Source organism: Pseudomonas sp. HP_01 (assembly GCF_055284355.1).
On the sequence record NZ_JBTOPV010000035.1, the window covers coordinates 15,638 to 35,105 of the forward strand.

Consider the following 19,468-nt stretch of genomic DNA (forward strand, 5'->3'; position numbering starts at 1 on the left):
GAGTGCCCCTCGCGGGCACTGACCCACAGGGGGTAATAACGTGGACGGAATCAACAGATCATTATCGACCCATCTGCCACTTCACACCGAGACGGCCGCCGTCACCCAAGGCGCAGAAGGCGCTCACGGAACGGGTGCGGTCAATCAGGTCAGCGCCGCAACGGCCGAGACTGAAATCCGGGCGATCTCGGAATACCTCAAGACCCAGGTTTTCGCCGGTCACAAACAGGCGCCCGTAACGCCACCCCGTGACGTCAGCGCCGCCAGGCTGACAGAGATCAACGCGCACAACGCCGGTGTCACACGCAACAATGCGCAGCTCGACGCCATTGCCGACAGCCGCGCGCGAGTGCTCCACGGACTCAACGAAACACCCGCCACCATTGCCGACACGCTGGCCAAGGCAGAGAAACTTGACCGTCTTGCCTCGCGCAGCTCTAGCGCATTTCGCGCGATCCCTTTTGCCAGTGCCACGGTGTTGCAGTACGCCAAGCCGGAAATCACCCAGGGCGCCTGGTTGCCGGCGCCACTGCGACCCCTCACACCGTTCATTTCCGGCGCGGTGTCAGGGATCATGGATCAGGTCGGCACCGGGGTCATGAACCGCGTCACCGACGACGCCCACTACCTCAAAGCGCCTGCGGCAAAGTTGCACGACGCGCTGGCCGAGTCAGCCAGGCGCAATGCCCCCGGGCTGACCCAAAAAAGCGTCGACATGGGCGTCGGCATTCAGGGGTACAGCGCGCGTAACCTGCTGCGCGCCGGTGTCGCCACCACGTTGGCCGGCAGTCCCAAAGCCCAGGCCCTGACCGACACCGTCATTTCGTCGGCCGGTGGCCTGGTCGCCAACGGCCTGTTCGGTAACCGCATGCACACCACCGAGAACCGCGATCATCAGCGTGGTGGCGCGTTCATCTTCGGGCGCAAAGACACCCAGCCCAAGCCGCTCGATGATGAAACCGACTGGCTGGCGGCGTATGAGGGCGTGAAGAACGCGAGCTACAGCGGCGCCGCACTGAACGCCGGCAAACGTCTGGCAGGCATGCCCCTCGACATCCTGACCGACAGCAGCAAGGCCGTTCGCAGTCTGGTCTCCGCCACCAGCCTGACGCAGAATGGGCTGGCACTGGCCGGCGGGTTCGCCGGTGTGGGCAAACTTCAGGAAATGGCGACAAAGAACATCACTAACCCGTACCTGAAAACCGCCGTCAGCCAGTTGACCAACACCGCTGCCTCATCCGCAGTGTTTGCCGGCTGGACCACCGCCGGCGTCGTCACCGGCCCGGCCACCGAAGCGGCCGAAGACCTGCTGCAGAATGGCGTCAAGAACGCAGCCTCCGCCACCGCCTCGTTTGTCGGCGATCAAGCCGCTGCAGGGGGCAGGGCAGTGGGCTCGCTTGCCGACCGAACGAGCCGCGCTGCGGTGACCACGGCGGCGGATTTGCGTGCGGAATACGACAACCACGTACGTCGGCGAGATCGTAATCCGGATATTGATATGGTTTGAGCGGTTGGCGACCCGACGCCTGAGGGTAAGCCGGTTCGGCCTCATTGGGCAGGCGTCGGTCCGTTACCTATGGGTTAATGGCTTATTGAATAAGTGAGAAGGGTGAAGGAATCCGCGCCAGCGAAGCGGTAACGTCCTTGTGCATTCCAGGCGGGATTGCCCTGCCTGGAATTCTGTTTCACCGATTGCGAGTGACCCGCCACACGGTGTTCGCCAAGTCGTCGGCGATGATCAGTGCACCGCGGGGGTCCACTGTGACGCCAACTGGCCGGCCGCGGGTCTTGCCGTCGGCACCCCGGAAGCCGGTCGCGAAGTCGATCGGCGCACCGTTCGGACGGCCATTGCTGAACGGTACGAAAACGACTTTGTATCCCACCGGGTTCTCCCGGTTCCAACTGCCATGTTCGCCAATGAACACGCCTTCGGCGTACTTGTCGCCCATCGCCGGAATGGAAAAATCGACGCCAAGCGCAGCGGCATGGGACCCGAGGCTATAGTCGGGTTTGATGGCGGCGGCGACCATTGTCGGGTTTTGCGGCTGGGCCCTCGTGTCGACGTTCTGACCCCAATAGCTGTACGGCCACCCATAAAACCCACCTTCGCGAACGGAGGTCAGGTAATCCGGTACCAGATCCGGACCCAGTTCATCGCGCTCGTTGACCACTGCCCATAGCTGGCCGGTTTTCGGCTGAATGGTCAGCGCCGTCGGGTTACGGATGCCGGTCGCATACGCCTTGTGGGCCCCGGTCTCGGCGTCCACCTGCCAGACCCGCGCCCGGTCGAGCTCGACCTCCATACCGCGCTCGGTCACGTTGCTGTTCGAACCGATGCCGACATACAGGGTGCGCCCGTCGTCGCTGACGGCCAGTGACTTGGTCCAGTGGTGGTTGATTTCAGCAGGAAGGTCAGTGACCTTGATCGGCGGGCCGCCGGCTTTGGTTTGGCCTTCTTCGTAATCGAAGCGAACCAGTTCGTCCTGGTTGGCCACGTACAATTTGCCATTGGCAAACGCCAGGCCGTAGGGCGCGTTGAGGTTCTCCGCGAACACCGTCTTCGTCTCGTAGACGCCGTCACCGTCAGCATCGCGCAGCAAGGTCAGACGGTTGCCGCCTTTGACCTTGGTGTTGCCCTGGGCCTTGATGTACCCCGCGATCACGTCCTTGGGTTTAAGCTTCGCGGCGCTTCCGCCACGGCCTTCAGCCACGAGGATATCGCCGTTGGGCAGCACCAGCGTCTGGCGAGGAATCTGCAAGTCGGCGGCGATGGCCGTGACGCTGTAACCCTCAGGGACAGTCGGCTTCTGATCGCCCCACAAGACCGGCTCGGCAATCTTCATGCTGGGTAAAAGACCGCGCTGAGGGGCCGGCATTTTCGGGTCAGCACCCAGCGCCTGAGTGTTATCCCCTGCGTCACCGCAGCCGCTTAACAACAACGCCATGCTGATCGCGGTCAGTTTGATTGAGTGGCTCATTGTCCTTCTCCCGAACGGATGCTGGTGAGTCCGAGCCACGCCGTCACGCCGATCGACAGCGTGGTCAGTGCGGAGAGAATGAGGCCCGAGGGCATGCTGGCGAAGGCATCCTTGGCGTGTTCAAAAGCGTTGACCAGCCCCAGTGCGAAGGTCACCACCAACAAGACGAGGTAGACCACGGGGCGCCCGGCTTTGCGATCGGCCCGGATCAGGTTGACCAGCGCGAACAGCACGGCGAGTCCGCAGAACACCAGCCCGCCGGCGATAAGCCAGGAGGCGAAGTTGCTCCACTGAATCTGGTACGTCTGAAAGTAGGTGATGTCGCTCAGCAATGCGCCGAGAAACAGCGGGACGGTGCCGGCCAGCAATATTGCGTGCAGCGGACCTGGCGGGCTTCGGTAATCAAGATGGGTAGTAGTGTTCAAAACGGCTCCCTATTTTACTGATGCTTACGCTGTGCAGATGAACTGACCCATCAGGGCCGCGCAGGGTGCGCATGGTTTGGGATCAATTCGCCAGGAACATAGTTCAGCGTATTTAGGCGTCATCAATATGCAGTTACAACTGCTCTCTCGGGGGCCAGGACCGCTGGACTGGACTTTACCCAGACGGTCACTGATGTTTAGCGGTACGGCCGACCCGCGCCAAATGCCTCATCGACCCGCGCCAGTTGCTCGGCGGTCAAGGTGCCGGCGTAGTAATGCAATTTGATCCAGGCCATCAAGTACTCATATCGAGTCTTCGCCAGGTCCTGACGCGTGCTGTAAAGCTGTTGCTGCGCATTCAGCTCGTCCAGGTTGACCCGCTCGCCGCCCTTGATGCTGTATTGGGTGGAGACAACCAAGGCCTCCGCTGAAGCCAATGCCTTGTCGTAAGCGCGGATTTTCCGTACGCCCGTGGCGCAAGCGTTGAACTGGCGGCGCAGCTGGATCAGCGTCTCACGGGTTTTGCCCTCAAGGTCATACTCCGCCTGTTCCAGACTACGACTGGCCTGGCGGCTGGAGGCACTGACGCCACCGCCGGCGTACAGCGGCAAGCTGATTTCCAGGCCAATGGTATTGGTGTCGTAACGCTGGTTGTAGGTATTGCCGCTGTCGGATTCCATGCTGCGCACCGTTGCGTAGGCATTGAGCTTGGGCAGATGCCCGGCGACATTGCGTTTCACCTCCTGGTGCGCGACTTCCAGCAGTTGGCGCTGGGAGGCGAGGTCGGCGTTCTCACTCAGGGCGATGGCATTCCACGCCTCGTACGTGGTGGGCGTCAGCGCCAGGAAGTTGAACGGCGTGCGCAGGGGCGCCAGTTCGTCGATGCGCACCTCGGGCACGCCGATCAAGGCCCCTAGCTCACGCAACGCAGCGTCCTGCTCATTCTGCGCTTCGATTTCTTCGGCACCGGCCAGTTCGTAACGTGATTCGGCTTCCAGAATGTCGGTACGGGTGCCTTCGCCCTGATCGAACATCTGTCGGTTTTGCTCGAACTGCCGCTCGAACGCCTTCTTCTTTGCCTCGGCAATCTCGATCTGGTCGCGACTGAACAGCGCCTGGCTGTACGCGGACAACACCCGCACCAGCAGCTCCTGACTTTTGCCTCGAAAGGCCTGGTCGGCAAACAAGGCCTGTGCCACGCCCTTGCGGTAGTTGGCGTAGGCCTCGTAGTCGATGATCGGCTGCTGCACGCTCAACGTCGAACCGAAACTGTTGTAGTGACGGTCCTCGCGGGAGCTGGGGCGCTCGTCGCTTTTGTACGTGGCCCTGGAGTCGTTGCGGCCCTTGTTGTAGTTCCAGGCCACCTGAGGCAACAGCCCCGCACGGCCGATATTACGATTCTCCAGCCCCGCGTCACGCTCTTTCATGGCGCCGAGGAAGACCGGGTCGTTACGCAAGGCTTGTTCATAAACGTCAAACAAGCCCATTGCCTGGGCCTGCATGTCGGCGCTGATCCACAGCAGCGCTGCCAGCCAGATTTTCATGTACCGAAACATCCTATTCCTCGGTCAGTGCCATTCCTGCGCGATCCATCAAAGGCTTGAACAGGTAATTGAGAAGAGAGCGCTCGCCGGTGCGGACGAACATCTGCGCCGGCATGCCGGGCTTGATCACCAGGCCCTTGAGTTTGGCCAGCGCCTGGTCGGTGACAGTGCTGCGTACGATGTAATAGGGCTGTCCACTGCGCTCGTCGAGCAGCTGATCGGCGGAAATCAGGCTGACCGTGGCGTTCACCCGCGGCGTACGGCTTTGATTGAACGCGGTGAAGAGCACATCCACTGGCAGCTGTTCGGCCACCTTGTCGACCATGTTCACCGGCAGGTGGCCTTCGATCTCAAGGCCTTCGCCCTGGGGCACGATTTCCAGCAGCGACTCACCGGCGTGCACCACCGCGCCTTCGGTGTGCACCGAGAGGTTCACGGCGATGCCATCGGCGGGTGCGTTGATTTCACTGTGGGTCAGGCTGAATTGTGCCGAGGCCAGTTGCTGACTCAGCGTGATGCTTTTCAGCTCCGCATCGGCCAGTTGTCCGCGCACCTCCTTTTGATACTCCTCGACACCTTGTTGCAGGCTCAGCCGTGATTGCTCGATCTGCTGAGCGACCCGGCCTGTGTCACCGGTGTTCTGTGCCAGATCACGTTGCACCTGCGACAGTTGCCGGTCGTAGTCCATCAAGCGGTTGCGGGCGATGTAGCCGCGCTCGGCCAGCGGCCGGAGGTTTTCCAGTTGCTGGCGCAATGACTCGGCCTGGGCTTGGAGGTCATTGCGCGCCTGGCGCATGCCGGCGAGTTGGGCAATGCCACCTTCGATGCTTGCATGGATGCCTGCCTGGGATCGCTGAAACGCCTGGTGACGGCTGCTGAACAACTGCCGCTGGCCTTCCAGTACGCCGAGCAACTGTGGAGATGCCTTCTGTAACAGGGCCTCGGGAAAGCGCACTTGCACACTGCCGTCCCGTTCGGCCTGGAGCCTGGCGATGCTGGCCTGGGCCAGTTCGTACTGGGCGCGCAACGATTGAACGTCGGCCTGGACCTGGGTGTGGTCAAGCAGGAACAACGGTTGGCCCTGATGCACCACTTGGCCCTCGCGCACCATGATGCGACTGACCACGCCGCTGTCCACCGACTGCACCGCTTTGCGCTTGCCCGAAACCACCACAGTGCCAGGCACTGCAATGCCTTGGTCGAGCGGGGCAAGGGCAGCCCAAAGGAAAAAGCTCCCGGCACCGAGCAGGGCCAGCCACCAGCCTGCGCTGACGAAAAACTGTGCGCTGCGTTCGGGTTTAAGGATGTGTTCATTCATGGCGCTGACCTCCTTGCTGCGCACCGAGCTGGCGACTGAAGCTCACCCCCTGCGGTCGTTCAGGCGCGGGCTGGGCACCGGAGAGCGCCCTCAAGACATCACCCGCGGGACCGAACAGTTGCAGACGTCCGTCGTTGAGCACCAGCAGGCGGTCTGTCTGATTCAGTACGGCAGAGCCATGGGTAATCAGTATCACCGTGCAACCTCGGGCCTTGAGCTGGGCGATGGCAGCGGCCAGTGCGGCTTCGCCGTTGCTGTCGAGGTTGGAGTTGGGCTCGTCGAGTACCACCAGTTTTGGCTCGCCGTACAGCGCACGGGCCAGTGCCACGCGCTGTTTCTGACCGCCGGACAGCCCGGAGCCGCCGTCGCCAAGTTGCGTGTCATAGCCTTGGGGCAGACGCAGGATCATTTCGTGTACGCCTGCCAGGCGGGCAGCGTTCACCACCAGGTGCGGATCGGCACTGTTAAAGCGTGCGATGTTGTCGGCGATGCTGCCGCTGAACAGTTCGATGTCCTGGGGCAGATAACCGACATGGGCGCCCAGCGCGTTGCGGTCCCAGCGATGCAGCTCTGCGCCGTCCAGACGAACCACGCCGGCCAGGGGTTGCCAGACCCCGATCAACACCCGGGCCAAGGTTGATTTGCCGGAGCCGGACGCGCCCAGCACACCCAGGGTTTCTCCGGCATTTACGGCGAAACTCAGTTGCTGCAGCGTCACGGTGGTCCGCCCCGGCGGTGCGGCACTGATTTGCTCGACACTGATATGCCCGGTGGGAGCGGGCAGGGGCATGGGCGCTGGACGCTCGGGGTGGGCGATCAACAGGGCGTCGAGTCGCTGCCAGGCCAGCCGCGCTGAACTCCACTGTTTCCAGACCGCGATGAGCTGGTCAATCGGGGCCAGCGCACGACCCATGAGGATGGAGCCGGCGATCATCATGCCGCCGCTCATCTGGCCTTCGATGACCAGCAGGGCACCCAGCCCCAGCACCAGCGATTGCAGGCACAAACGCAGGCATTTGCTGAGCGAACCGATCAGCGCGCCGATGTCGCTCGCGCGGTTTTGCCGTTCCAGAAAACGGCTGTGCAAGGCGAACCAGCGCTGGCGCAACGGCACCAGCATGCCCATGGCCTGGATCGCTTCGGCATTATTAAGGTGGCTGCCGGACAACTGGCTCGATGCCACAGAAAAATGCCCGGCCTGGGCGAGCGGCTTGCGGGTCAGCGTTTCATTCAGCCAGGCCAGGGCGATCAGTGCCAACGCACCCACCGTGGCAAACAGGCCGAGCCAGGGGTTGAACAGAAAGATCACCGCCAGGTAGATGGGGAACCACGGCGCATCGAAGAAGGCGAACAATGCCGGCCCGGTGGCGAACTGTCGGACCAGGGTCAAATCGCCCAGCGCCTGTGCGGCATTGCCTTCGCCCTGGCTGAGGTTGCGTTCGAAAGCCGCCTGGTACAGCTGCAGGTTCAGGCGCCGCTCCATATCACTGCCGATGCGGATCACCACAAAGCTGCGTATGGCTTCCATGAGCCCGATGAACATGAAAAAGGCGACGACCATCACGGTCAGCATCGCCAGTGTGGTTTCGTTTTGCGATGACAGCACCCGGTCGTAAACCTGCAGCATGTAGACCGAGGGCACCAGCATTAACAGGTTGATGAGCGCGGTGAAAGCGCCGACGCTGAGCAGGATGCCTTTATAGGCCTTGAGCGTGGCCCACATGGGCGCGCGCGGCAGGGGGCTTGGCCGGCCTTGGGTCATGGGGTTCATCCTTGAAAAAAGTCAGGAGCGTGGGGTGGCGCTGGCGGGTTCGCGTTGCAGAAAAAGGGTGCGGCCATCCGGGAGTTGCGCCATGTAGAACCCTTCTCGCTGTCGACCCATGTGCACCAGCAGTTCGTCGTGGTTGTCGACCAGCGCCAAGCCATCGGGCGTCGGGTACCAGGTTGCCGGTGTGCCGCCCAGCCAGTGACCGGCGCAGGCCAGATCCCCGGCGAGCTGACCGTCCTGTTCTTGCAGAATCAACGTGCAGGGTTTCTGCGCATCGTCCTTGGCGTAAAACTGCCAGGGTCCGGCCAGTTCGGCGGGGCTCGCGAGACGTAGGCTGCTGGCCATGAGGGGTGCTCCGCTTAAGGTGAAAAGCGTCGTGAAAAGACACGCCGCGGTTTTCCAATTCATTGATCTGCTCCGGGTCAGGCGGGGACGGCGTTTGCACGCCGCCCCCTCAGGCTTAAACCACGATGTCAGTCGTGGCGGCCTGGCCTACGGTGTTAACCATGAAATCGGCCGCACGGTCGCCCGTGAGGTCAATCGACAAGGTGCTGCCCGTGCTGATCTGGGACAGCATGGCCTGACCTGCCGTACCGCTGAACGCACTGACGAACGTGAGCGGGATATGGCTTGTCGCAAACTCCGGCATGGCTGACAGATCGATTTTGTCCTGACCGCTGACAAAGTCCATGAGCTGGTCCGGCGCCGACGGCCGTGAGTCACTGCTGGCCGCGAATACAAACGTATCCGCGCCCGTACCGCCCCACAGCTTATCGGCACCGCCGCCACCGAAGATGATGTCGTTGCCGGCGCCACCCCGCAGTTCGTTGGCTACGCCATTGCCAATGATCAGGTCATTGCCCGAGCCGCCAATGGCGTTCTCGATGACCACACCTTTGGCAATGGACACGTTGCCCACCAGGCCGCCGACATCCGAAAACGAAGCCTCGTTGAGGTTGATTTTCTGGCTGCTGGTGTAGCCGGAGAAGTCCAGGGTGTCCTTGCCACCGCCATCCCATACCGCGAACACCAACTTGGACGACGTGGACGTCGCCGAGTAGTAGTCACGATCTGCCGTGGAGTTGAACCCGTAGGTGGTGTCTGCGGCACGTGTCGCGAGATTGGCACCGTACAGCTTTTGCACGGCGGCAATATCGTCGAGCAAGGGTGCCGAGGCGTAGGCCCCCTTGGCGTTCTGCCCGGTGTTGGTTTCGCTCCAGTAGCTCATCACGCTGTAGCCACGAGTGTCCTGGGCATAGGTGGCATCGGCGTAGGTCGGGTTGCCGTTGCCGGCGTTGTAATCGCCGGGGTGCGACAGGCCCAGGGTATGGCCGATTTCGTGGGTCAGGGTCTGGCGCCCATAGTTGCTGGTGCCAGGGTTGGCGTTGACCTGATAGCCGTTGTTGATCATGTACCAGGACTGACCTGCATACGAGCCGCTATCAGGTAGGTAGGCAAACGCCGCGCCGCCGTTGTCACCGCTGTAGTTGCCGAACGTCATGTGTCCGTCACCGCCGGAGTTGGCTTGGGTAAAGGTGACTTTCGCGACATCGGCCCATGACTGCATCGACAGCTTGGCCTGGGATTGTTGCAGCGCCGAAAAGGAGCTGAACGTGCCCAGGGTGCGATCGAAATCGGCGGGGCGGCTGGTCAGGAAGGTGTAGGTCAACTCGATGGTGCCGCTCTTGTTCGAGTCTGCCCATGAGGCATGGTCGCGCAAGATGTAGTCGGCGGCCTTGTCCACCGTATACGACGGTTTTCCATTGATCGGGCTACCGCCTCGATCGTACTGGTGGCTGAACGTGTTGATTTGGTTGTAGGCAGAGCTTGGGCCCTGCGGCGTTACGCCGAGGGCATTGAGTTTAAGTTTCGACATTCAGACATATCCTTGTCTGCGTGAAAAAAAAAACGACCGAATGACCCTCAGGTGCGAGGTCATCCAATCACTCGCTTGGTGCATGAAGCGAGGAAAAACTGGCACAGGGTTGGGACGATCGTCCAGCGATTCAGATAAAAATGTATCAAGATTTCTCAAATCTGTAACAAAAGCGACAAAATTTTGTGCTCATGTGTCAAGCCAGCGTTACAGATTTAGCGAGACGGGTTGGTTTAGAGCTCGGTTGAAGGGGGCGTTCTGACGGAAAATTGACGGGTGATCGAACGGGTATTTCCCAGCCGCTTTGAAGGGGAGAATGAACAATGGGTGGCCATGTCTCTGTTGGTCTGAACTTTGCTACAACCCTGTTACAGGCGGCCTCGATCACAGAAAATTGGCGCGAAGGCACTCCTGAAATCACCTTTAGTTTTGAATTGGCATGCTCCATGACGCGCATGCCCAGGAGCCAGCCATGAGTACTCTCTCGGAAATTGCAGCAAACCTCTTGAAACGCGAAGACAGTCCCGAGATATCCGCTGCACAGGCTGGCCCCCGTGGACCGATGGGCTGGGAACAACTGATGATGCTCTCGAAAGAGAAAGACATACTGAAGTGGCAAGCCGCATTGTCCCGACTCATCGCCGACAACCCGGGCCAGCGTCGGGTGACCGTGATGCGCGTGATTCAGGGCGGTCTTGCCTGACATAACCCGGGTTATCGCTGATCCGCTTGTCGACACAACGTCTGGCAAGCGGCTTCCGCTGCTTCTAGTGGGACCGGCTTTAGCCGGGAATACGTCATCGGTAGGTCCAGCTCGGCCTAGGTGTCCGTTAGGCGCTATTGATCGACATATTGGCGTTAGTCGGTAAGTGCATTGCGCGCTAAAGTGGCGGGCATGTTCCTGGCACCTTCGGATGACGCAGATGACCCGCCCCCGTTTTCTCCCTGACAACTTCACCCTCATGTTGATCACCGTGGTGATCATCGCCAGCTTCCTGCCCGCCACCGGGCAAGTGGCCGTTGGCTTCGGCTGGTTGACCAACATCGCCATCGCGCTGTTGTTCTTTCTTCACGGCGCCAAACTGTCCCGAGAATCAATCATCGCCGGGGCAGGGCACTGGCGCCTGCACCTGCTGGTGTTCGGGCTGACGTTCGTCCTGTTCCCCTTGCTAGGTCTGGCACTCAAACCCGTGCTGTCGCCCCTGATCGGCAAAGACCTGTACATGGGCATCCTGTACCTGTGTGCGCTCCCCGCGACGGTGCAGTCGGCGATTGCCTTCACCTCACTGGCGCGCGGCAATATCCCGGCGGCGATCTGCAGCGCGGCGGCCTCCAGCCTGTTCGGGATATTCCTGACGCCGCTGCTGGTCACGCTGTTGCTGAACGTTCACGGCGAAGGCGGCTCGACCCTCGATGCGATCATCAAGATCAGCGTGCAGTTGCTGCTGCCGTTCATTGCCGGCCAGATCATGCGTCGCTGGATTGGCGCCTGGGTCGCACGCAACAAGAACTGGCTGAAATTCGTCGATCAAGGCTCGATCCTGCTGGTGGTCTACGGCGCTTTCAGTGAAGCGGTCAACGAAGGCATTTGGCAGAAAACACCGATTTGGGACCTGGTCGGGCTGGTGGGAGTGTGCTGCCTGCTGCTGACACTGGTGCTCGTGGCTGCGACCCTGCTGTCCAAGCTGTTCGGCTTCAATCAGGAAGACCGCATCACCATCCTGTTCTGCGGCTCGAAGAAAAGCTTGGCCACAGGCGTGCCCATGGCCCAAGTGCTGTTTGCGGGCAGCACGATTGGGTTGCTGATCTTGCCGCTGATGCTGTTTCACCAGATTCAGCTGATGGTGTGCGCGGTGGTGGCGCAGCGGTATGCGAAGCGGACGGAGCCGGTGGTGGAGTTGATGGCGCAGGTTGATCCTTGATTCTGGGGATCAACTCACTGGCGTGATGGAAAAGCCCCGATGATTCGGGGCTTTTTGCGTTTGGAGTGGGTGGGTACACCCAGAGCGGATGTAATCATGCTTGCCCGACTTGCCCGTATTTAGGATTTAAGCATCGGAAGGGAAGGCCCTACAACATTCGACTAGAAGGTTTCTTGCCGTTAACTATCAGCGCCTTGATGACCTGCTGATAAGCTGCCCCCCGGTACCTTCTCCTCAGAGAAGAGGAGGTCAATTCAAGCTCGTGAAAATCCATAGTGAGTTTTATAGCGTCAGTCGCGATTTTTTTTAATGCCCCTATTTCATCGTAGTCACGTTCCAGCGTCACGACCTGATACCCATCCCTCCGGTTTCTATGGCTGAATCGCACTGCCAGCGAATCATCAAAAATTATAGCGCCGTCTTTATTGTCATGAAAAAAATAGAATGTCATGCGTTTGGCAACTTCAGGGTGGTGTTGACCATATCTGATATATTCTTTTAATAGTGATGTGAGCCTCACTCCCTTTAAAACTCTGAAGCCGCTAGCTACCTGCTGGTCCTGAAAAAAATAGGGCTTCAACACCACACCTACACTTCTATTGTGGTGACTTACATTGTAAAGCTTCTCAAAGAAGTGATAGTCATCGACTTTACCTGCTAGCTCGAAGTCTTGAGAAATAAGCTCGCTTGGTGAAAAACTTTCGAGTCCAAATACCTCAGGATGTCTTAGTGTTGTACCCGTTAAAAACTGGATGAAAATCTCAAAAAATGATGATGCCAATACGTTCATATTGCATTCCGTTATTGTTTACTGGTCGTGAGTCAAAGTGGGGACTCCCTTTAGCTGCTTCTTTTTAGTATTAAAGGAGTCCGCCCCCTTTAATCCGGAGTGGTAGCACAAGATTTTATAACAGGTCATTTTTATCGTCCCGGCCGTGCTGCTGGGTTATTGAATAATATCATTTCACCTTTTCCTTTCCGTGGATGTGCGGACTTTCGTGACGCTCCGGCCGGTCTGGTCCGACCAAGTCAGGATGTTCGTGAATTGAAGGAGGGTCGTCCCGTTTAACTATCTTGATCGACATGAAGCTACTGGTCCCCCACGATAGAGGTAACGGCGTCAGCCCCTTGCTATAATTTCATTAACCTAGAGCTAAAGAGGTCCGTCCCCTTTTACTAATTATGCGATCTCCGGACATATCGACATCGGCTTGATGGTTCGCTATCAAGCATACAAGCTCCCATGCACTATCGCCCACGACCAGCTATATCCACTTACGAAATTTCTCTGGGAGTCAAAGGGGGCGTTCCCTTTAACTCTCCAGATCAGTTCCGTTTCGTGATTGCGGCGCCTACATGCAAGTTTGACTATTGAGACCTAATCCATTTACACATTTGTTTTTTGATTTCATCCAGTAAGGCCACTTTTCCTACTAGGACGAGTTCACAGTTCATTTCTTTGTCATGATACGACACCAACGTATCGATATCCTCATCAAGCACTATTCTTAGAATTTGACCATTGCTTTCATTTCTTGCAGAGAATATTGGATTGCCGTCTTGACACGGCGTCCCATCCGAAAATTTCGTATTGCAGTACGGCACTTTAAATTTGCCGGCGTCCAGTCCGTGCGCCTGCCCCTCCGAATAAAAGAACTCATGTAAATGTCGTTCCAGTCTAACGTAGGATTGCGCGTTATCTAGGTAGCTGTTGAACATATATTTACTCCACGAAAGCCTTGCCGGTTATAACCTCAATGTCGACCCGCTCATGTTTGGTGTCCTTCACCATAAACGTGCGGTTGATATAGGAGTTAAAGGGGGCCGTCCCCTTTAATTGTCCCTTTAACTGTCCCCTTTAACTATCTTTATCGGAATGATGCTACTGGTCCTCCATGATGAAGGTAACGGAGTCAGCCCCGTCTTATAACTTCATTAACCTCGGCAGTTTTTTTTGCACAGCAAATACCCGTACAAAATCTTCCCCACATGCAGAATCATAAAATCTACTTTCATAGAACTCAAAGGCGTCCGCGATCCCGCAATGTGAAAAATGCATTTTCACAAGATTTATCTCTTGTGAGACGTCGCTGCTACTCTTCTCGATTTTATCTAAAAATCCGATTGACCCAGGACGCGGATATATAAATATATTTGGGATCAGAACGCCAAATTCTTTGAGAGCTTCGAAGTCGGTGAAGGTGATCGCAAAAAAAGGTTTAGCATTTTTCGGCTTGCAGGATATCGCACCAATGGAGTTCAAAAGAAACACTGACAGACCGACGAGAAAGTCCGTAACTTTCTCGTCGGTCATCTCTTTTTTCAGATGATTTAGTCGGGCATACCTCGATGTCATAGGAAACTCTTCGAAGGTTTCGTAGTTCAAAAAGAACACGCCCATGTCATTGTACGGTTCTTTGCTTATTATCTTTCTGTAAAGAGCTGTTAAGTTCATTTTGGTGAAATGCTCCATCCGTGCTGATTAAGCCAGTCTATTGTTTTTCTACTGAAAGTTACATCTCCGCGACCTTTATCGTGCACTGAACCTTCAATAGGGCTAAAGGGTCTGTCCCCTTTATAATAACCCTTCAAGTTAATAATAGATAAGATCGCGCGTGCTTTTGACAAACTTAGTTGTCGCGTGATCCGCAATTATCTCTTTGAATTCGCTGAAGAAGAAATCTAGATTCGATGAGAAAACGATAAATGCATCGCGGCCATGCTCGCCCGATACCACCCGCCGCATTACATAGTGGCAAGTCTTGTCTAAAGCTTCATATAAATCCTTCCCAGTGATCGACAAACGTTCGTCCTTAAGCATGCCGGCAAGTGTTGACATCGTAGGCATCACGGCAGGCCTGTGTCTTGAGATCACTTTATATTTTTTTAGGTCAGCTTCATATTTTGAATGTTCGCTCAGCAATGATTCAAACTTGCCATCTTTTTCCCGAAATAATAGTCGAGACATTCGCACGACGTCCCCTGCCTGCGTTCGTTTGACGCTTAAATGCTGTAAATCAACTGAATAGCATCTAGAAACCAGCGTGCGAATTGCGGCATTACCATGAGGTGTGGTATGGAAGCCAACATTATTTTGTAAGTCAGTTGCCATTAGTAGCGCAAACTCATCATGATTTCCCGCGGAAATTTCGGTTATGAGATTATCCACTTGAGTTCTAAACTCTCGGAAATCCGCTTTGAAACACATAATTTGGTAGTATTTCATCGTAGTGTCCTTTACGGCCTGACGGATAGGTAAATATTAACACCTCACCTTTTTTATTTGTCGCGTGGACATGAGGCATTTCATCAAGTTAAAGGGGTCCGTCCCCTTTGAAGATTATCATGTAGCTATCCTTCTAGTTTAATAAGCCTGCTCGTCATTCAGATAGTCGTCGAATAGACAGCTACTCCGCTGCATAGGGGGGCGTCACCTTTGGCTTGCTTAGCGTGCAGTACTCTAATCACATCTGGACTCAGGCACTTATGATCAGCCAGGAGATGACTATTCTTTTAGCTCGTCCTGAAAATACGAGCCCACTAAATCGCCGTGGAAAAAGGTGTCTTCAAATGAAAATATTGCTTTAGGGCAATCGGGCGTAAGTAAAATAGAATTCTCGTCAGAAGGATAGAAGAAATCGTCCCATGATTTCAAAAATACCTGACGAGGAACTATAGCGGCTGCACACGCACTCCAGAAAAACCAGACAAAACTGCTATGGGCCAATCGACTCGCGAAGAATTTTTTCGACTCATTAATATCGCCAAAGCTCAAAATGATTTTTTCATGAAGCACAAAATTCTTATTGCTCAGCTCCATCAGATTTTTCGCAGGAATTAATATATTCCACAGTCGTTGCGATTGTTTTTCATCAAGAAAAATAATGCTTTGCTTTTCTTGGTCAGACAACAAGCAGTCTTCAGAATTGAATCGCCAAGCGATTGGGTAAACTTCGCAGTCTATGACGTAAGTCATTTTAGTCATGAAATATATGTCCTCGAACTCGGATCGCTGTTGCTGCGCTTCGCCCCATGCTTTGTATTGCGCGCTCCAGGCGGTGTTGCCGTTTTGGTCGGTGATTTTCTGGGGCGTGCCGAGGTGGTGGCATTGGTACCAGGCTAGCGCATCAATCGGCAGCGCCACCGGTTTGTAGTTCCAGAGCGGATCTTCTTTGAAGTTGTAGCGACCGGTGTAAGTTGGCTGGCTTACGAGACGAATCGTTTCGTGGCGAATGGCCTGGGCCACGGGCACGAAAGTGCCCGGTTCATGGATGTAGAGTTAAAGGGTCCGTCCCCTTTAACTTTGTCCCCTTTAACTTTACGGCCCTTCCGTTAGTCGAACAATAATTCCGATTCGTGTACGAAAGTTATTCCAGGTGAGCCACTTACAACTGAATTAAATTCCTCAAAAAAGAAATCTAAATTTTTTGCGAAAACATTGAATGCTCCACGGCCGTGTTCCCCAGACAATATGGGGCTAATGACATAGTGGCAAGCATTCTGCAATGCACGGTACACCATTTCATTGATCAGCAGCTGGTCATCTTGTAAAAGCGTAGACAACACAGACGCTGATGGCTCCTGCGCATCTCGATGCCGTGAAAGAATCTTATATTTCTTGAGTTCGGCTTCATAGTTTTTATGGGCGGTCATCAACGCTTCAAATCTACCAGACTTATCACGAAATAGTAGCGAAGGCATAAACATGTTCTCTGGGAGTTCTGGTATTTGGATAGAGTTATTCACGCATAAGGAATAGCATTTCGATAAAATTTCATTTAAGGCGCGAACGCTTTCTGGGCTTTTATCGAAGCCTATCGCGCCATTACGCCCGACAGCCATTACTAACGCAAACTGATCCTGCGGATCAGCAGGAATCCTAGCAATGTATTCGCTTGAATTCCTTTGAAACTCCCGGGCCTCTGACTTGAAGCACAAAATCTTAAAATCTTTCATGCTAGCGCCCTGACCTTCCCGCTGGATAAGTGAAAATTACTACTTCTGCCGCTTTGTTAGTTGCGTGCACGTGGGGAACCTCATGATGATCTGGCTGACCGTCCCCGATCAATTCTGGGTGCCCGTCAGGATGATCAAATACCTCAGCGCGCTGTCCCCGCTCCCTGCACCCAAGATTTGTAGCACCTTGCTTCTTCAAGCAGGCGTAATTCTCGCCCCTACTTTTCTTCCTCAGAGTATCAATCGAAATCGGTACCCCACCTCTACTAACCCTTGGGACTTGGGCATGCTGCTGGGCCTTTTTCATCGCGTCCCTACGGCTATTCGCCGCGACAACTTTTTCCAAACCCAGCGGGTCGATCCAACCCGTCGGGTTCGGCACGTAGTGGTAAAGGTTTAGCCCACCCGAATACCCAATCGGATCTGTGCTGATAAACCGCCCGACCCTTGGATCATAGTATCGATGCCGGTTGTAGTGCAGGCCGGTTTCGTGGTCGTGGTACTGGCCCTGGAATCGGATGGGGTTGGTCAGGCCGATTTGTTGGGCGAACTCCAAGCGCTGTTCGGTTGCTTCACCCCATGCTTTGTATTGGGCGCTCCAGGCGGTGTTGCCGGTTTGGTCGGTGATTTCCTGCGGGGTGCCCAGGTGGTCGCACTGGTACCAGGCCAGCGCATCAATCGGTAGTGCGACGGGTCTGTAGTTCCACAGCGGGTCTTCTTTGAAGTTGTAGCGGCCTTCGTACTTCGGCTGGCTCACGAGGCGGATGGTTTCGTGGCGGATGGCCTGGGCCACCGGAACGAAAGTGCCGGGCTCGTGGATGTAGTGGATGGTTCGGCCGAGTGCGCCGGCGTAGGGCGGCGGGCTGCTTTCCCACGCGAGGTTGTCGCCGTCCCAGCCGTACAGGGTGAAGCCGCAGCCGAGTTCTCGCTCTTTGCGGGCGTGTTCGTTTTCGTTCCAGCCAGTACCGGCTTCTGGGCGGGGTCGGTAATGGGCTTTAGAGAATTTGTAGAGGCGCCTTCCGAGTGGGTCGTAGCCGAAGTCGACGGTAAGGCGCGGATCGCAGAAGTGCACCAGACGATCGAAGAGGTCCCAGTGCAGTTCGCTGCGCAGGCCGTTGGTCCAGCGCTCGGTCTGGTTACCGCGTTCGTCGTATTCGTAGTGGCCGCCGGCGTAGTCGCGCAGCAGGTTGTCGATCAGCTTGTGACGGACTGGCTCGGGATCTAAAGGGCGGCGAACTGGCGCTGCGCTTTCGTCGAGCAGGTTGCTCGCGGGGTCGAAGGCGAAGGTTTCCACGCCCAAGCGACTGGTCGCATTGATAAGTCGGCTGACGGGATCGTATCGGTAGCTCAATTGCCCGCGACGGCTGTCGTTGATGTCGGTGAGCTGGCCTGCGGCGTCGTAGGTGTATGCGCGTTTGATGAGCGTGGTTTTATCGTCTGCTCGGCCCAGTATTTGTTCTTGGAGGCGTCCCGCCGGGTCCCATTGCTGGGTTTGCAGCAGGTTATTGCCTTGGTGCCGGCTGATCTCGCGGTGGAGGTCGTCGCGCTCGTAGCTGAGCAGTTCATGTTCATCGAGCTTCAAGCCAAGCAGATGACCGCTGCCGTAGGTGAGCCAACTGACGCGGTGTCCATCCGGGCGAACAGTGGCGACGCGGTTATTCAGCGCGTCGTACTCGTGCTGCCAAACGGCAACCAGTGGCTTGTCCAGATTCGAGTAATGCTGATGCTCGCGCAGCAGGTTGCCGGCCGGGTCGTGAAACCATTGCAGCTTGCTGACGGCGTTGGTCGCCATAACCAGATGGCCGTTGCCATCGTAGGCAAAGGTTTCGCTTTGGGACTTGTCGCCGAGGGTGGCGCGGCGTTCGGCCAGACGACCCATCGGGTCGAATGTCAGCGCAATGGTGCGTTGGCCGTTGAGGGTTTCGGCAAGACGCCCGGTTTCCGGATCGTACTGATAGTGAGTCGAGCGATTGTCGAAGCCGCGCTCTTCCAGCAGCCTGCCGACCGGGTCGTAGTGAAAATGCGCGCTGCGTTCGTTTTCGTTTTCCAGCGAAAGGAGGCGGCCTAACTTATCCCAGCGGTAGCGCAAGGTCTGCTCGGCGGCGTCCACGCGTTCGGCGATGAAGCCGGCAGCGTTGTAACGCCATGTCGTGCAGCGTTCCAGGCCATCGGAGTGGGCCAGCAAACGACCTTCGGCGTCGCGGCTAAAGCGTTCTTCGGTTTTGTCCGGGTGCTTGATCAGGACAAGCTGACCGGCTTTGTATTCATACGTTGTGCTGTGGCCAGCAGGATCGGTGAAGCGAACCATCTGGCCGCGTTCGTCGTACTCCCAGCTACTGACCTTGCCAGAACAGTCGGTGTACTTAACCAGCTGTCCGGCTTCGTTGTAGGCCAACGCCTTTGTATTGCCGTTGGCGTCCTTTATCGCTGTAGGAAAACCGAAGCCGTTGTAGGCGTATTCGGTAACGTTCTCTAGCGGGTCGATCGCCTCGATCAGATTTCCGCGAAGGTCATAGTCCCGTTTCCACAGCCCACCCTCGCCATCGCTGATCTTGATCAGATGGCTCTTGTCGTCGTAGGCGTAATTCATGACGCTGTGATCAGCGCGCGTGTGTTCAGTGAGGTTGCTCAGTTTGTCGTAGCGATAGCGATCCGTGCTGCCGTCGGTGTGGACGTGGCGG

At 56.6% G+C, this 19,468-nt stretch carries 17 protein-coding genes; 3 read left to right on the forward strand and 14 right to left on the reverse strand.

The window, feature by feature from the left end; genetic code table 11:
- Window positions 1–40 precede the first annotated feature (40 nt).
- Window positions 41–1,507 carry a type III effector gene (locus ACYAR8_RS18715; RefSeq protein ID WP_463580712.1) on the forward strand — a complete coding sequence of 489 codons (1,467 nt, stop codon included), beginning with the start codon at window positions 41–43 and terminating at the stop codon, window positions 1,505–1,507.
- Between the two features lie 178 nt (window positions 1,508–1,685).
- On the opposite strand, the gene ACYAR8_RS18720 is transcribed toward ACYAR8_RS18715, so the two are convergent.
- The 7 genes from ACYAR8_RS18720 to ACYAR8_RS18750 all read right to left on the reverse strand — a co-directional run bounded on the left by ACYAR8_RS18720 (window position 1,686) and on the right by ACYAR8_RS18750 (window position 9,909).
- Window positions 1,686–2,978: a PQQ-dependent sugar dehydrogenase gene (locus ACYAR8_RS18720; protein ID WP_463580713.1), complete on the reverse strand. Its 1,293-nt coding sequence runs from the start codon at window positions 2,976–2,978 to the stop codon at window positions 1,686–1,688.
- Window positions 2,975–3,403 (reverse strand): DUF2231 domain-containing protein, encoded by a 429-nt coding sequence (locus ACYAR8_RS18725; RefSeq protein WP_463580714.1) that lies wholly within the window; start codon window positions 3,401–3,403, stop codon window positions 2,975–2,977. The genes ACYAR8_RS18720 and ACYAR8_RS18725 overlap by 4 nt, the downstream gene beginning before the upstream one ends.
- Window positions 3,404–3,600: 197 nt before the next feature.
- A complete protein-coding gene (locus tag ACYAR8_RS18730) occupies window positions 3,601–4,947 on the reverse strand; it encodes a TolC family outer membrane protein (protein WP_108122903.1) in 1,347 nt (448 codons plus the stop codon).
- Between the two features lie 13 nt (window positions 4,948–4,960).
- Window positions 4,961–6,265 carry an HlyD family type I secretion periplasmic adaptor subunit gene (locus ACYAR8_RS18735; RefSeq protein ID WP_108122881.1) on the reverse strand — a complete coding sequence of 435 codons (1,305 nt, stop codon included), beginning with the start codon at window positions 6,263–6,265 and terminating at the stop codon, window positions 4,961–4,963.
- Window positions 6,258–8,027, reverse strand: coding sequence for a type I secretion system permease/ATPase (locus ACYAR8_RS18740; protein ID WP_463580715.1), 1,770 nt, complete (start codon window positions 8,025–8,027; stop codon window positions 6,258–6,260). Before ACYAR8_RS18740 ends, ACYAR8_RS18735 begins: the two co-directional genes overlap by 8 nt.
- A 21-nt stretch (window positions 8,028–8,048) precedes the next feature.
- Window positions 8,049–8,378, reverse strand: coding sequence for an AprI/Inh family metalloprotease inhibitor (locus tag ACYAR8_RS18745; RefSeq protein WP_463580716.1), 330 nt, complete (start codon window positions 8,376–8,378; stop codon window positions 8,049–8,051).
- 115 nt (window positions 8,379–8,493) lie between these two features.
- A complete protein-coding gene (locus ACYAR8_RS18750; RefSeq protein ID WP_463580717.1) occupies window positions 8,494–9,909 on the reverse strand; it encodes a serralysin family metalloprotease in 1,416 nt (471 codons plus the stop codon).
- A 472-nt stretch (window positions 9,910–10,381) separates the two neighbouring features.
- On the opposite strand from ACYAR8_RS18750, the gene ACYAR8_RS18755 reads away from it, so the two are divergent.
- Together ACYAR8_RS18755 and ACYAR8_RS18760 are read left to right on the forward strand one after the other, a co-directional pair.
- Entirely contained in the window at window positions 10,382–10,612 is a 231-nt protein-coding gene (locus ACYAR8_RS18755; protein ID WP_296310027.1) for a hypothetical protein, read from the forward strand.
- Between the two features lie 220 nt (window positions 10,613–10,832).
- Window positions 10,833–11,831: a bile acid:sodium symporter family protein gene (locus tag ACYAR8_RS18760; protein ID WP_463580718.1), complete on the forward strand. Its 999-nt coding sequence runs from the start codon at window positions 10,833–10,835 to the stop codon at window positions 11,829–11,831.
- Between the two features lie 148 nt (window positions 11,832–11,979).
- Here the strand turns inward: ACYAR8_RS18760 and ACYAR8_RS18765 are convergent, their stop codons facing one another.
- From ACYAR8_RS18765 to ACYAR8_RS18795, 7 genes are all read right to left on the reverse strand, one after another.
- Window positions 11,980–12,621 (reverse strand): hypothetical protein, encoded by a 642-nt coding sequence (locus ACYAR8_RS18765; RefSeq protein ID WP_463580719.1) that lies wholly within the window; start codon window positions 12,619–12,621, stop codon window positions 11,980–11,982.
- 578 nt (window positions 12,622–13,199) lie between these two features.
- Complete coding sequence (locus ACYAR8_RS18770; protein WP_463580720.1) at window positions 13,200–13,550, reverse strand: hypothetical protein; 351 nt, start codon at window positions 13,548–13,550, stop codon at window positions 13,200–13,202.
- Window positions 13,551–13,755: 205 nt separating this feature from the next.
- Window positions 13,756–14,286 carry an Imm15 family immunity protein gene (locus ACYAR8_RS18775; protein WP_463580721.1) on the reverse strand — a complete coding sequence of 177 codons (531 nt, stop codon included), beginning with the start codon at window positions 14,284–14,286 and terminating at the stop codon, window positions 13,756–13,758.
- 138 nt (window positions 14,287–14,424) lie between these two features.
- Window positions 14,425–15,057 carry a hypothetical protein gene (locus tag ACYAR8_RS18780; RefSeq protein ID WP_463580722.1) on the reverse strand — a complete coding sequence of 211 codons (633 nt, stop codon included), beginning with the start codon at window positions 15,055–15,057 and terminating at the stop codon, window positions 14,425–14,427.
- A 279-nt stretch (window positions 15,058–15,336) separates the two neighbouring features.
- The gene (locus tag ACYAR8_RS18785; protein ID WP_463580723.1) at window positions 15,337–16,083 is read right to left on the reverse strand and encodes an RHS domain-containing protein; all 747 of its coding nucleotides are present in this window, start codon (window positions 16,081–16,083) and stop codon (window positions 15,337–15,339) included.
- Window positions 16,084–16,163: 80 nt separating this feature from the next.
- Window positions 16,164–16,787: a hypothetical protein gene (locus tag ACYAR8_RS18790; protein WP_463580724.1), complete on the reverse strand. Its 624-nt coding sequence runs from the start codon at window positions 16,785–16,787 to the stop codon at window positions 16,164–16,166.
- Window position 16,788: 1 nt separating this feature from the next.
- The coding region (locus ACYAR8_RS18795; protein WP_463580725.1) for an RHS repeat-associated core domain-containing protein at window positions 16,789–19,468 on the reverse strand (2,680 nt) is incomplete at its 5' end.

Bases quoted from the DNA above. Each gene is read 5' to 3' on its own strand.
- ACYAR8_RS18720 (WP_463580713.1), bottom strand. From the start codon at position 2,978: ATGAGCCACTCAATCAAACTGACCGCGATCAGCATGGCGTTGTTGTTA.
- ACYAR8_RS18730 (WP_108122903.1), bottom strand. From the start codon at position 4,947: ATGAAAATCTGGCTGGCAGCGCTGCTGTGGATCAGCGCCGACATGCAG.
- ACYAR8_RS18735 (WP_108122881.1), bottom strand. From the start codon at position 6,265: ATGAATGAACACATCCTTAAACCCGAACGCAGCGCACAGTTTTTCGTC.
- ACYAR8_RS18740 (WP_463580715.1), bottom strand. From the start codon at position 8,027: ATGACCCAAGGCCGGCCAAGCCCCCTGCCGCGCGCGCCCATGTGGGCC.
- ACYAR8_RS18745 (WP_463580716.1), bottom strand. From the start codon at position 8,378: ATGGCCAGCAGCCTACGTCTCGCGAGCCCCGCCGAACTGGCCGGACCC.
- ACYAR8_RS18750 (WP_463580717.1), bottom strand. From the start codon at position 9,909: ATGTCGAAACTTAAACTCAATGCCCTCGGCGTAACGCCGCAGGGCCCA.
- ACYAR8_RS18755 (WP_296310027.1), top strand. From the start codon at position 10,382: ATGAGTACTCTCTCGGAAATTGCAGCAAACCTCTTGAAACGCGAAGAC.
- ACYAR8_RS18760 (WP_463580718.1), top strand. From the start codon at position 10,833: ATGACCCGCCCCCGTTTTCTCCCTGACAACTTCACCCTCATGTTGATC.
- ACYAR8_RS18765 (WP_463580719.1), bottom strand. From the start codon at position 12,621: ATGAACGTATTGGCATCATCATTTTTTGAGATTTTCATCCAGTTTTTA.
- ACYAR8_RS18770 (WP_463580720.1), bottom strand. From the start codon at position 13,550: ATGTTCAACAGCTACCTAGATAACGCGCAATCCTACGTTAGACTGGAA.
- ACYAR8_RS18775 (WP_463580721.1), bottom strand. From the start codon at position 14,286: ATGAACTTAACAGCTCTTTACAGAAAGATAATAAGCAAAGAACCGTAC.
- ACYAR8_RS18780 (WP_463580722.1), bottom strand. From the start codon at position 15,057: ATGAAATACTACCAAATTATGTGTTTCAAAGCGGATTTCCGAGAGTTT.
- ACYAR8_RS18790 (WP_463580724.1), bottom strand. From the start codon at position 16,787: ATGAAAGATTTTAAGATTTTGTGCTTCAAGTCAGAGGCCCGGGAGTTT.